At 44.9% G+C, this 11,892-nt stretch carries 12 protein-coding genes; 1 reads left to right on the forward strand and 11 read right to left on the reverse strand.

Annotated features, from left to right (window positions below; translation table 11 throughout):
* Positions 1-48: 48 nt before the first annotated feature.
* The 7 genes from NQU59_RS16825 to NQU59_RS16855 are packed head-to-tail and all read right to left on the reverse strand — an operon-like array spanning position 49 to position 6,456.
* Positions 49-1,002 carry a PDR/VanB family oxidoreductase gene (locus tag NQU59_RS16825; protein WP_257064158.1) on the reverse strand — a complete coding sequence of 318 codons (954 nt, stop codon included), beginning with the start codon at positions 1,000-1,002 and terminating at the stop codon, positions 49-51.
* A gap of 34 nt (positions 1,003-1,036) precedes the next feature.
* Complete coding sequence (locus NQU59_RS16830; RefSeq protein WP_043973161.1) at positions 1,037-1,774, reverse strand: SDR family NAD(P)-dependent oxidoreductase; 738 nt, start codon at positions 1,772-1,774, stop codon at positions 1,037-1,039.
* A gap of 9 nt (positions 1,775-1,783) precedes the next feature.
* On the reverse strand, positions 1,784-2,269 hold the full coding sequence (locus tag NQU59_RS16835) for an aromatic-ring-hydroxylating dioxygenase subunit beta (protein WP_257064159.1): 486 nt from the start codon (positions 2,267-2,269) through the stop codon (positions 1,784-1,786).
* Positions 2,270-2,279: 10 nt separating this feature from the next.
* Positions 2,280-3,560: an aromatic ring-hydroxylating oxygenase subunit alpha gene (locus tag NQU59_RS16840; protein WP_257064160.1), complete on the reverse strand. Its 1,281-nt coding sequence runs from the start codon at positions 3,558-3,560 to the stop codon at positions 2,280-2,282.
* Positions 3,561-3,585: 25 nt separating this feature from the next.
* Entirely contained in the window at positions 3,586-4,113 is a 528-nt protein-coding gene (locus NQU59_RS16845; protein ID WP_005238968.1) for a nuclear transport factor 2 family protein, read from the reverse strand.
* Positions 4,114-4,154: 41 nt separating this feature from the next.
* The gene (locus tag NQU59_RS16850) at positions 4,155-5,291 is read right to left on the reverse strand and encodes an acyl-CoA dehydrogenase family protein (protein ID WP_373462945.1); all 1,137 of its coding nucleotides are present in this window, start codon (positions 5,289-5,291) and stop codon (positions 4,155-4,157) included.
* Between the two features lie 52 nt (positions 5,292-5,343).
* Positions 5,344-6,456 (reverse strand): amidase, encoded by a 1,113-nt coding sequence (locus NQU59_RS16855; RefSeq protein WP_257064163.1) that lies wholly within the window; start codon positions 6,454-6,456, stop codon positions 5,344-5,346.
* A 148-nt stretch (positions 6,457-6,604) separates the two neighbouring features.
* Here NQU59_RS16855 and NQU59_RS16860 point away from each other — a divergent pair, with 148 nt between their 5' ends.
* Positions 6,605-7,072: a MarR family winged helix-turn-helix transcriptional regulator gene (locus NQU59_RS16860; RefSeq protein WP_010589967.1), complete on the forward strand. Its 468-nt coding sequence runs from the start codon at positions 6,605-6,607 to the stop codon at positions 7,070-7,072.
* A gap of 57 nt (positions 7,073-7,129) precedes the next feature.
* Here the strand turns inward: NQU59_RS16860 and NQU59_RS16865 are convergent, their stop codons facing one another.
* The 4 genes from NQU59_RS16865 to NQU59_RS16880 all read right to left on the reverse strand — a co-directional run bounded on the left by NQU59_RS16865 (position 7,130) and on the right by NQU59_RS16880 (position 11,755).
* On the reverse strand, positions 7,130-8,119 hold the full coding sequence (locus NQU59_RS16865; RefSeq protein ID WP_257064164.1) for a 3-hydroxybutyryl-CoA dehydrogenase: 990 nt from the start codon (positions 8,117-8,119) through the stop codon (positions 7,130-7,132).
* A 1-nt stretch (position 8,120) separates the two neighbouring features.
* Entirely contained in the window at positions 8,121-9,227 is a 1,107-nt protein-coding gene (locus NQU59_RS16870) for an NAD/NADP-dependent octopine/nopaline dehydrogenase family protein (RefSeq protein WP_257064165.1), read from the reverse strand.
* A gap of 96 nt (positions 9,228-9,323) precedes the next feature.
* On the reverse strand, positions 9,324-10,322 hold the full coding sequence (locus tag NQU59_RS16875; RefSeq protein ID WP_257066342.1) for an AraC family transcriptional regulator: 999 nt from the start codon (positions 10,320-10,322) through the stop codon (positions 9,324-9,326).
* Positions 10,323-10,411: 89 nt separating this feature from the next.
* Positions 10,412-11,755: a spinster family MFS transporter gene (locus tag NQU59_RS16880; RefSeq protein ID WP_257064166.1), complete on the reverse strand. Its 1,344-nt coding sequence runs from the start codon at positions 11,753-11,755 to the stop codon at positions 10,412-10,414.
* Positions 11,756-11,892: the final 137 nt, after the last annotated feature.

The following is an 11,892-nucleotide window of genomic DNA, read 5'->3' on the forward strand; positions in this document are numbered from 1 at the left end:
CTCCTGAATCTTTTGTCCTACTTGGGCCGTTCGCTGTACCTAAATCCCTTAAATATCCAGTACCAATCGTGCCGATTTGGAACGTGAACAGCACACCAGAATTTGCTCATTACTGGCCTTTTCTTCATCGGTAAAATACACATCGCGATGGTCTGGCTCACCTTCGATTACATCGCACATACAGGTACCACACACACCTTGCTCACAGGACATTTCAATCTCAATACCTTCACGTGCCAAGGCCTGTAAAATGGTTTCTTCAGCATCAACCAGAATGATCTTGCCACTTTGCTGAGCCACCACCTCAAAGGCATCACCGCCAGTTTCCACCTCAACCTGAAAATATTCCTTATGAATCTGCTGTTCAGGGAAATGTTGAGTGAGGGCTAGATTAATCACCCAATCCATAAAACCATTGGGACCACAGGTATAAATATGGCTGTCTGGATCAATATCCTGAATGGCAGATTGGAAAAACTCGCGGTGACTCGCCCCTTCTGATTTAAAATGGAAAGTGGTGAAAGGTGCCAAGATGCCATGTTTAATTTCATCGACAAAAGCACAACGTTCTGGGCTCGCACCGCAGTAATGCAGTTCAAAAGAAGCCCCTTCCTGTGCCAATTGATAGGCCATGCTAATCAGAGGCGTAATCCCGATCCCCCCACCCACTAATACCGCATGTTTGGATTTGACCAGTGGAAACAGATTTTTCGGTTCGCTAACCTGAATCTGCATGCCATCTTTTAAATCATCAAATGCCGACACTGAACCACCACGTGATTCAGGATCGCGTAAAATCCCAAGTCGGAACGTCCCGACATCATTTGGGTTCTGACATAATGAGTACTGACGCACCATGCCATTGGGCAGATGCACATCGATATGTGAACCTGCTTCAATTTTGGGTAAAACGGTGGAATTTGCAGATTCAAACTCCATGACTGCAACATTTCCACCTTCGACATGACGGTTTCTCACCACCACGTTATACAGTATTGTCATGATTTCTCTCCCTGATATGCATCTCGCCAAAGGCTTAACGCATAAATAATCCACCGTTAATATCCCATGTTGCCCCAGTCACAAAAGCTGCACTTGGACTGGCCAATAAAGCACAGGTTTCCGCAATAAACTCCATGCTACCTAAAGCTTTGACGGGGATATTTTGAATAAACTGCGCCATTTTCTCATCAGACACCACGCTATGCACAATCGGTGATTCCATCGGTCCAGGGGCAATCGCATTTACGGTCACCCCTTTAGCGGCAAACTCTTTGGCAAAGATCTTGGTCAGAGTAATGATTGCACCTTTAGTTGAGGCATAATGTGCGCCCGTGGCAGTGCCGCCATTTTGCCCTGCCAAAGATGCCATATTGACGATACGGCCATAACCTTGATCGGCCATATATTTGCCAATAATCTGGCAAGACTGGAACGTGCCACGCTGATTCACTTGCGTGATCAGGTCAAAATCCGCGGCACTAATCTCTAAAACAGGGGTTGCTTTGGTCATGGTGGCATTGTTAATCAACACATCCAGTTTTGAGAATGTCTGCTGAATCCACTGCACGGCGGCATGAAAATCCGCTTCCACTGAAATATCCAGTTTTAAGGCAGACATATTCTGTGCATGTGGACTGCGTGCTTTGGCCTGTTCAGCCTTCTCTAAAGTACTGGCAGACACAATCACCTGATGTCCCTGCGCTGCAAAATACTCAGCAATGACATTCCCTAAACCCGAAGCGGCACCTGTGACTAATACAACCTGTTTCATTTTTTGCTCCTAGAGAATGTAGCTGATACCCGCCAAGGTATCGGTTGAGTTGACTAAATTGATAATTTTACGATTGATCTTAAACCCTTGTTCCGCATCACGAACCAAATGGAAAGTTACATCAGCTGTATAGTGTTTTAGATTTTCTTTACGGAATTCACGCAAGTTCTGTGCACAACGTAGAATGATTTCACCATCTTGATCTTTGACAATACGGATACGGGAAACACTGCGCACCGTATTGGCTTTTGGAGAGGCTGAAATCGCTTCGCCATTTTCCAGACGGGCAACACGTAATTTACGCATGTGATGATCGTCATAGGCATAGTTCAGATTATTTTCATAATCGGTCAGTTTTGGATCAATCGGAATGATATACACCCCTTTTTCATTCCACAGATCCAGCCAAGTATCATGCTCAGAATGATCCAGCATATCGGCTTCAGCCCAGATAAAAGCGGTCACTTCATTCAGTAAGTTTAAATCGATTTTCATGGCGCTCTCCTTAAGCCGTCATCATCTTTTTCCACTGCTGATAGGCAGCGCGCATCCCTGTTTCAGCACTGACATCACTCTTTAAGCCATCTTCAGTTTTGACTTCACCGGGCAAGCCACGATTAAGCATAATCCACAGGTCATTGCCCGCATTGGCACCGTGTTGCACACGCTCCCACGCTTCCGAATCATCTGGCGTACCAAAACCAAATGGGCCTTGGAAATGTTCATGCAGACGCAAGCGATATTGGTTGGCAATTTGTGGACCGCCATCCATGGTAATGACGGAGTGGTGAATCTCAGTTTCATTGACAGAAATGGGTTGCATCACACGGAAAAACGCCATTGAACAGGCAATATTCGGGAAAATGTTCAAATTAAATCCGGAACCACCTACCGCGCGCACAATACGGCGTATTTCCAGTTCTTCATGTCCTTCATCACGTAAGGCTTGAGCCAGGTCTTCAAAACGTTCCTGAATCGGACGTTCCATCAATTCTTCATCCAGATCAACCAGTTCAGGAATCATCACCATGACACTGTGACCATTGCCGAGGTCTTCAACATAGCCGGGCTGATTTTCAAAGTTAAACAGTTCTTCGGTTTTTTCATCGACTGAACTTAAGAATGACTTGTGTACCAATGGGAAATGATAAGCATCGGTGGTATTTTCCAGCTGAATTTTCCAGTTACCCGGAAAGCGGAAACGATGCTCACCCAATACCTTGATCGGATAACCAGCCCCTTGTTTCATAAACAGGTCGATCCATTTTTTCGCAGCACCTAAGAAATCATCTAAAGGTTCAATATCCTGTTTAAAGGTGGCGAAAATCATACCGTTGTATTCTTCAACACGTAAGCTGATCAATGGAAACTCTGATTTATCCAGACATTCGCCATAGCTTTCGGGTGAAGGCACACCACGTAATGAACCATCTAGCGCATAGCTCCAGCCATGATAGGGACAGACAAAACTGTTGGTTTTACCTTTTTTATGTTCGCATACAGTGGCAGCACGATGGCGACAGCGGTTTAGCAAGACATGCACTTTCTTCTTGCGATCACGTACCACCACCACGGGTTGCTTACCAATATTGATGGTTTTATAGCTGCCTGCATCTGGGATTTCACTGGCATGCGCCACCCAGACCCATGTGCTGTAATAAATCTTTTCCATCTCATCTTCAAAGATACGTTCATCTTTATATAAAGAGGTATGCGCACGATCACTTTGCACTAAGCTACTGTAATCCATCTCAATATTCTGCATTGGAATAATACTGCTGTTCATATCCATGATCCTTTTCGATTATCAGTTATTGCTGAGACGGCACTGGCAATATGGCTGTGCTGTCCCAGTGAGATACAGGGCGACTAAAAATATTTTCAGTCTGAAAATGTTTGATCTTCCAACGTCCATCCTGTTGCTGTTTAAACTGCACCGTGAGTTTGGCGGCATTTAAATGGCTACGACCATCACGGAAAGTTGAGGTCTGCAACATCATCCAACTGGCATTGGCTTGATCGGCTTCGATATACATTTGTTCTGAACTGACAAAATGCGCATTCATGACAAAATGTGATTGCTGTTGGGTATAACTTTTGAACATGCCATAAATGGCTTGCCAAGACGCATAACGGCCAAAAGACTGGGCATATTTCTCACCAATGCCTTCCCAAATGCTGTCTTGATCAAATAAATCCATCAATTCATTCAGGTCGGTATCAGCATTCAAGGCATCACAAATTTCCATATAACGATTGATACAGTTACGGATCGCATTTTGAGCTTCAAGCTGTTGCAAGCGTTGTAACAGTTCCGTTATATCCATTGGCGCATTCATGTCATTCATCCTTGTTGCCGCACGAGTTGATAAAATCTGGCTTATAAATAACCGGGTGCCGGCTTCATACCGAAGCTGACCAGCCCAGCATTTTGCAAAGTGGCATCGCCCATAAAGGCATGTTGGGTCACTACATTGGTATCATTCACAAAACGGCTAAACGGGTTATGGGTATAAATCGCGGTCATCCCTGCCAACATCTGGATTTTTCGGGTCACACGTGCACAAACCCGTGCCACATGGGTACAAGACAAACGCATATCACTGATCTGTTCCGCGCTTGGGTTACGTCCTGCCAGTACTTCATTCCAAACAATCTGCATGGTGTCGTAGAACCAGACGCGTGCCGCCTTAAACTCTGCTTCGACTTGGGCAAATTCATATTGCGTCACTGGACGACTGGCAATTTCAGCGCCACCCGTAATTGAAGACTTGCCCGGTGCCAATTTTTGAAATTCTTCAATCGCTGCGGCAGCAACACCAATCCCGACCACAGTTAGAACTTGAGTGGCTAAAGATAAAGATGGATATTTAAAAAATGGCTCAGGCAGTTTTGAAGGTTCACCACGGACAAAGGTCCATTCCTTCGCTACCAGCACCTCTTTCACCACCAGATCATGACTGCCCGTACCCTTCAGACCAACCGTATCCCAAGTCATATCAATCTGTGCTTTATTGGCTGGCATCACCGCCATACGTGGTAAACCTTGGGCTTCATTGTCCTTTTGTGGTGAAATCCCGACACCAACAATATCTGCACCCATACAGCCACTGGAAAATTTCCAACGTCCGCTCACCACCACGCCATCATCGGTAATTTCGGCAGGTTGTGGCGGGAAAATGCCACCAGCAAACACGATGTCTGGACTGTCTTTATACAATTGCTCAAGTGTTGCTTCTGGCAAACTGCCCAAATAGGCAGGACTCATACCAAAACTTGCGACCCACCCCACTGAACCATCAGCTTTGGACAGTTGCTCGATCAATTCACAGAACTGTTTCGGTGACCATTCATTGCCACCAAAACGCTTCGGTACCAAAGCACGGTAAACGCCAATCTGTTTCAGCTTTTCAATCATGTCCTGACTGACATAGGCCTGATTATCGAACTCTCCTGTACAGGCACGTTCACGAATTTCCTGACATAAGCTCTCTAAGTCGATTGTGTTGCGGTCCATTACACATTCCTTTATCGCTAAATGATTCATTCCCTAATTCCTTGTCATTTATTTATTGCGCTGCACTCACGATATATGTCGCAACAGCACACAGATATTCATCGGCATTGTGTTTTGCCACGATTTGTAACCCCACAGGTTGACCATGTTCAGTTTGCAGCGGGATGGAAATTGCAGGATGCCCAGAAAGATTAAAAGGCCGGACCAAACCCGTCAGATTTAAAAAAGCCAGCGTATTTTCAGCCTCGGCGACCTTAGGCGGTAACTGCGGTAAAGTCGGTAAAATCAAAGCGTCGTATTGATCGAGCAAGGCATCAATCTCAGCAGTGAAACTTGCTTTTACCTGCTCAGCCTGCTCGACTTGCGCCAAAGTAGTAGCGGCAGCCTTGAGTAAACGGGCATTGACATCTGTGCCAAGTAAGCCTGTTTCTGTTAACTCGCCATAGGCCTGCCAGTTTTCGTAATTGATGATCTGCATGCCTGCATCAAACGCAGCGTCAAAACCTTTCACCGTCACATGGATGGGTTGTAAATCAGCCTGAGCAAGATAGTGTTGGATGCACTCAGCCACAGTAGAATCCGCTTGTACATCCAGCCAAGCCAGTTTCGGTGCCTGAGTTAATTCGGTAGATTGATGGAAAGTTGGATCAATAATCTGCATTGCGGTTTCAATCATGTCGATTGAATTTGCAAAGGGGCCAACGCAATCCAATGAACTGGTTGCTGGATGTACACCTGCACGGCTGACACGCCCAAAAGTCGGCTTTAAACCGTAAACACCACAACAGGCTGCTGGCATACGAATAGAACCACCCGTATCGGTGCCTAAGGTGAAATCCGCCAGACCTGCTGCAACTGCCGCTGCCGAACCACTCGAAGAACCACCCGGAATCAGTTCAGGATATTTTGGATTCACTGCCGTACCAAACACATGGTTAATGCCTGTAATGCCAAAAGCCAGTTCGTGCAGATTGGTCTTGGCGGTAATTTGGCAATCCGCAGCGAGAATACGATCTACCACTGCTGCATTGCGAGTTGCAGCTTGGCTTTGCATTAAGGCTTTGCTGCCTGCCATGGTCTGCATGCCTTGAATATCGATGGAATCCTTGACCATGACTTTCAAAGCACCTGCGCCTTTTTGTACCTCTTGTACAATAATATTCATTCACTTTTCCATGTATTTTTATACTTAATACAAATATCGGAAAAAGTAATGTAATTGTCAAGTATTTTTAGATACGAAGAATCAAGAAAATGTTTCCAATTTTTGTATAATGCTGAATGTCCATTTTTATAAAAGTAATGATTTGGCTATGCTTACTCATTTAGAACAATTTCTACCCAACAATGAACCGAGCAGCTTACAAAGCTATCCTTTTTTCTGGATCTCGCAAGTGAATGGGAAATACACGCAGCTTATTGAAAAATCAATTAAAAAACTAGGCATCGACAATACTCGTCGTAAAATTATTTTAAGTACCAATGCGCTGCAACAAGCCAGTATTACCGAGATTGCCAACCTCTCTACCCTCAAGCTGACCACGGCGACCAAAGCCATTTATCGTCTGGTTGAAGATGATATCGTGCAGGTGTTCTCATCAGAGTCAGATGAACGCATCTCAATGGTGAAACTCACTGACAAAGGTAAAGAGATGGTTGAGCAAATTAACCAGATCAGTCAGGTCACTTTATCTGGGATTCTGAATGCCTTTGACGATGCTGAACTGCACCAGCTCAACGGTCAATTGAAAAAGCTATTTGATTTAATGCCCTCAAGTTAAGACAACAACAAAAGCCCATGTCTATACAGAGATGGGCAAAGCTTCGAATCGAGCCGGTTACTGATTTAAAATATTAAACGGCGGCTTCAGCTGATTTGCGGCAATCCGATCTGAAAAAGTATGCAAAACCTGTTGCTTATAGGCAGGAATATCGACCTGCTGATAGTCATAAAAACCCTGCTGCTCCCGTAAACCATTGCGTTGCTGTCGCATATTCTCAGCAATAATTTCAGGTGTTCGATAACGATCACCCAGCTCTTTTTGTAAATATTGCGAGGCATAGTACAGGATATCGCCACCGCCCCAGTCAATAAATTCCAGTAAGCCCAATACCGAAAAGCGCAAACCAAAACCTGTCCGAATCGCGATATCAATATCCTCCGCCGAGGCTACACCTTCTTCCACCATCCGTGCCGCTTCGTTCATTGCCAAGGCCTGAATCCGTGGCACGATATAGCCTGCTTTGGCATGACACACCACAGGGACTTTCCCAATCAACTGTAAAAAGCTTTTCAGTTGCGCAACCACGCGCTCAGAAGTTTGCTCTGAACGACTTAATTCCACCAAAGGAATCAGATAGGCAGGATTCAGCCAATGGGCATTGAGCACCCGTTCAGGCTGTGAAATCATCTCTGCAATATCAGTGACCAGAAAAGTAGAAGTGGTCGACGCCACAATACAATGAGGCGAAATGTATTGGTCTAACCAAGCAAAAATTTCCTGTTTGACTGGTTTCACTTCTGGCACGGCTTCCATTACAAGCTCACAGCCTGCTAAGCGCTGTACGGAGCCAGCTCGACTCAGAATCGTAATCTGATCCAGAATAAAAAGCTGTTGTTCAGGCTGAATAAATTGAATCTGTTCAAGTAACCCTAACTCCTGCTGCAAATCAGCTTGAATCTGGCTCTGATATTGCCCGAACTCAACTTCACTACGCTCTCTGGCATCAATCAAATCCACTTTCAGTCCTGCATAGGCAAAGGCTATCGCAATCGCTTTGCCCATTCGCCCAGCACCCAATACCGCAACTTGTTGAATTGTGCTCATCCTAGACCCCTTGCTGCAAAATCACGTGCAACTCGGCTTTGCTTTTCTCTGCCAATCCTAGGCTCTCAAAAGTCCGCCCGTCCTGATACAAATCCTTGCCAGTCACCGCAGAAGCAATATTTAATAATCCTTGCGCTACAGGTGTAGCCACCTCCGCCCAACGACCTACAGATACTAAAAACGATAATCCTAAACGCGTATCTTCCAGCATATAACGATGTGACTGCAGGTCGATGTCTTCACGCCAGTCACCACTATCGGTTAATTTGCCATGTGCTCCGCGTCCATACATCCACTCCTCACCTTCACCCTCTATGTTGTAGTGATCGGCTAAAGGGAAATGCGGTGCAGCATAGCCAAGTGCTTCCCGAACTTGCATACGTTCTGCATCCAACTGATTGGTGACACGGCGGATTGAGGGCTGTGTACCCTCATGGTGAATATCCCAAGCTTCAAAATGTTCCAGCGGTCCAGCATTCATTAGAATCAACGGTGGATGAATAATTGGCCCTGCATTCATCAAAGCACCACTGAGGCTGTCTTCAATCGGTTCTACACTTGGATAAGCCTGTTTGAGAACTTGAAATGCCTGTTCAGACAAGGCACTTGGAAAAACCCCAGTCGGTAAACGGGTCGCATAAGCACTGACCACGATCTGATTGACCCCATGCTTACGCACCAAATAAGGTAAGGTTCCAGTTTCAGCAAATGCGACTTGGGCATTGTTACCGGCCTCTCGCATGGCTTTGGCAAAGATAAAGCTACCAAAGGTCGCTGGTGGTAAATACACCACTTGTCCTGCTTGAAAAAACGGCGCCGCCTGCTTGGCCAAGTCCTGATGCGTGGTGGCAGGTAAAGGAATAATGATCAGTTCGGCATGCTGAATGGCTTTTTCTAAATGATCTGATAGCTTGATCTGGCTGTTTTCAAAGCCAACACTTACTGAGCGCTCACCCTGATAATCTTTGATCTTAAGCTCGCGCGTTGCAGCAAGCTGCTGCAAAGCTTCTCTATCACGACGCCATAACACCACGTCATGACTTTTCTCTGCCATTTCGACTGCTGCGGCATAACATCCGTGCCCACCACCAAGTACTGTAATTTTCATATGCGTTCCTGCTGATTGATTTTCAATTCAGCATAGGACAGTCACAACAAACAGGCTTATCCAAATACGCAAGCATTATTCCATTTACGCATCCATTTAATTCACTGACACAGCATCCTTTTTTAAAGTATGCGAAGGTAAGCAGCCGTAGCGTTTTTTATATAGACTGGAGAAATGTCCAAAACTTTGGATGCCATGCTCCAGTAAAATATCGGTGACGGTTTCATCTGCCTGTGCATGCTGCAAAGCCCAATGCACCCGTTCCAAGCGTTGCTCACGGATATATTCCACTGGGCTTTGCTGTAGATACTGACTAAAGCCTTTTTGCAAGGTTCTTATCGACACCTCGCAATACTGACCGAGATCAGACAATGAAATGGCCTGTTGTACATGTTCCCGAATATATTGCTGTGCTCTTTTAATATAGCTTGGCAGCAGCTGTTGCCGTTGGGCATTCAAGCGTTCAGTATAATTATTCGGAATTTTCAACAAAATGAGTTCAATCAAATACTGGCTAAAACTGGCTGAAATAAAGCTCCAGTTCTGAATATGGTAATAGGCATGACACAGATAATTCAGCGTTTCAATGATCGCATCCATACCTTCAGCACTACATGATAAAGAAGGATCAAAACGCAGGGGTTCTTGGCTACAATGCCCCAACATGTTAAACAACTGGGTCTCGATATCCTGCTGTGCCAGTTTTAAAATAATATTACGGCAATGCTGATTGGTAATGATCTGCTGTCGCGTATGCGGATGAGTCACTGACATCACCCCAACCGATTGCATGATTTTGTGCTGATCGAATCCAATCTGGCATTGTCCTTCCAGTGTGATTCGAAATAAATAAAAATCGGCGCTATCTTCAATATTGATCATGACGGGCGCACTATATTTCAGGTCATACAATGCACCACGACCAAAACTAAAACCGTTTAATCGAGTATTTAATGGCTCATGTGTCTCAACATCAAAGCGATGCGGGCAGAGATAGTAACTGATTCGATCTTTAATGGTTTGATAATCATCAGATTTAAATAATAACAACTCATCCAGATAATGCAGATGATCCAGTTTCAAAGTTGTTTGCATCATTTCACTCCCTTGTGATGAATCAACCAAAGCAAGCACAAAGCCCATTACCATGAATGGGCCTGTGACCTACTCAGTGCAGCATCAAATCAAGATGCATGTTCCTGCTGCATACTGTCACTAAATGCCTGACAGCCTTTTTTCAATAGGATAAAGGCCAACACACAAGAAATCGTGCCCACAATCGACAGTGACATGCCGACCATGAGCGGATTTTCAAACACCTTATCGGTAATGAGTGCCACCAATGTGGTGCCAATCCCAACGGCAACCAGATTACTGATCAATAGGAATACCGCTGAGATTTGTGCGCGTAACTGGTTCGGCGCCAACATTTGCATGGCCGTGGTTGAAATCGGCATCGGGAATGAAGCAAAGAACATCGCAGGGACTAAAAACACCACTGATAGCCATAGTTCATTGACCTGAGTAAAGATCATGATTGGTAAAATTAACCCAACAATCCCAATCACACCTGTAATCATCGGCGCATCTTTACGGCCTTTTTGAATAAACCAGTCATTCAGCCAACCCGCACAAAATACGCCTAGAATATTGGCCACCAATAATACACTCCCGAGCATATAACCTGCTTCGGTCGGTGTTAAACCAAACTTACGCATATAGAATGCAGGTGACCAACTGATCAGGCAATACAACGCCATCGCGTAAAAAGTAAAACCTAAGTAATGACATTTGAAGGTGCGACCATGCTTTTTAATAAACTTGAATGCATCCTTCATACTGGTTTTTTCTACTTGCCCCTGTGCATTGAGACGCTGACCTTTACGTTGTGGCTCTCTCACGGTGAGTAAAACCAATAGACCAATAAAGACACCCGGTAGACCCACAATAATAAAGGCCGCTTGCCATGCCTTAAGCGCACCAAAAACCGGAACCATGATGCTATCCATATTTTTCAGTAAGCCAATCACATAGCCACCGACTAGAAAAGCGATCCCGCCGCCGACAAAAGAACCAATTGAATACACTGCAACAGCACGTCCAAGCTTATCCTTACTAAACATATCACTAAACATTGAATAGGCTGCTGGAGACAAAGCAGCCTCACCTACACCCACTCCCATACGACTGAAAAATAGCTGAACAAAGTTCTTACTCAGCCCACAAAATGCCGTTGCAATACTCCAAAAGACCACCCCGATGGCAATGATTTTTGGTCGTGAAAAACGGTCTGCCAGATAGGCCAAAGGTAAGCCCATAAAGGCATAAAACAGTGAAAAAGCCAAACCGTGTAATAAACTAAACTGCGTATCTGAAAGTCCGAGATCTGCTTTAATCGGCTCGATCATCAGCGCCAGTATTTGCCGATCAATAAATGAAAAGATATAAGCCAGCATGCAGAGCAAAACCACATACCATGCATAGAGATTTGATTGAGCTTGTTTCGGCTCAGTTGAATGCTTATCCATTGTTCTTCCTTGTCCATGCCATTTTTCTAATCCATTTGCCTCTTGAAAGCATAAAAGACCAGAACACATCCCCTTTTCTGGTCAATTTTTCAATAGGCCTTAATCCTCTCCTATAATTATTATTTTTACATGTAATT

It is taken from the genome of Acinetobacter colistiniresistens, from assembly GCF_024582815.1.
Classification (GTDB): Bacteria; Pseudomonadota; Gammaproteobacteria; order Pseudomonadales; family Moraxellaceae; genus Acinetobacter.

What these genes read in the sequence shown, in the direction of transcription:
- NQU59_RS16845 (WP_005238968.1), bottom strand. Translation starts at nt 4,113, where the DNA reads ATGAATGCGCCAATGGATATAACGGAACTGTTACAACGCTTGCAACAG.
- NQU59_RS16840 (WP_257064160.1), bottom strand. Translation starts at nt 3,560, where the DNA reads ATGAACAGCAGTATTATTCCAATGCAGAATATTGAGATGGATTACAGT.
- NQU59_RS16880 (WP_257064166.1), bottom strand. Translation starts at nt 11,755, where the DNA reads ATGGATAAGCATTCAACTGAGCCGAAACAAGCTCAATCAAATCTCTAT.
- NQU59_RS16865 (WP_257064164.1), bottom strand. Translation starts at nt 8,119, where the DNA reads ATGAGCACAATTCAACAAGTTGCGGTATTGGGTGCTGGGCGAATGGGC.
- NQU59_RS16875 (WP_257066342.1), bottom strand. Translation starts at nt 10,322, where the DNA reads ATGCAAACAACTTTGAAACTGGATCATCTGCATTATCTGGATGAGTTG.
- NQU59_RS16860 (WP_010589967.1), top strand. Translation starts at nt 6,605, where the DNA reads ATGCTTACTCATTTAGAACAATTTCTACCCAACAATGAACCGAGCAGC.
- NQU59_RS16850 (WP_373462945.1), bottom strand. Translation starts at nt 5,291, where the DNA reads ATGGACCGCAACACAATCGACTTAGAGAGCTTATGTCAGGAAATTCGT.
- NQU59_RS16830 (WP_043973161.1), bottom strand. Translation starts at nt 1,774, where the DNA reads ATGAAACAGGTTGTATTAGTCACAGGTGCCGCTTCGGGTTTAGGGAAT.
- NQU59_RS16825 (WP_257064158.1), bottom strand. Translation starts at nt 1,002, where the DNA reads ATGACAATACTGTATAACGTGGTGGTGAGAAACCGTCATGTCGAAGGT.
- NQU59_RS16855 (WP_257064163.1), bottom strand. Translation starts at nt 6,456, where the DNA reads ATGAATATTATTGTACAAGAGGTACAAAAAGGCGCAGGTGCTTTGAAA.
- NQU59_RS16835 (WP_257064159.1), bottom strand. Translation starts at nt 2,269, where the DNA reads ATGAAAATCGATTTAAACTTACTGAATGAAGTGACCGCTTTTATCTGG.
- NQU59_RS16870 (WP_257064165.1), bottom strand. Translation starts at nt 9,227, where the DNA reads ATGAAAATTACAGTACTTGGTGGTGGGCACGGATGTTATGCCGCAGCA.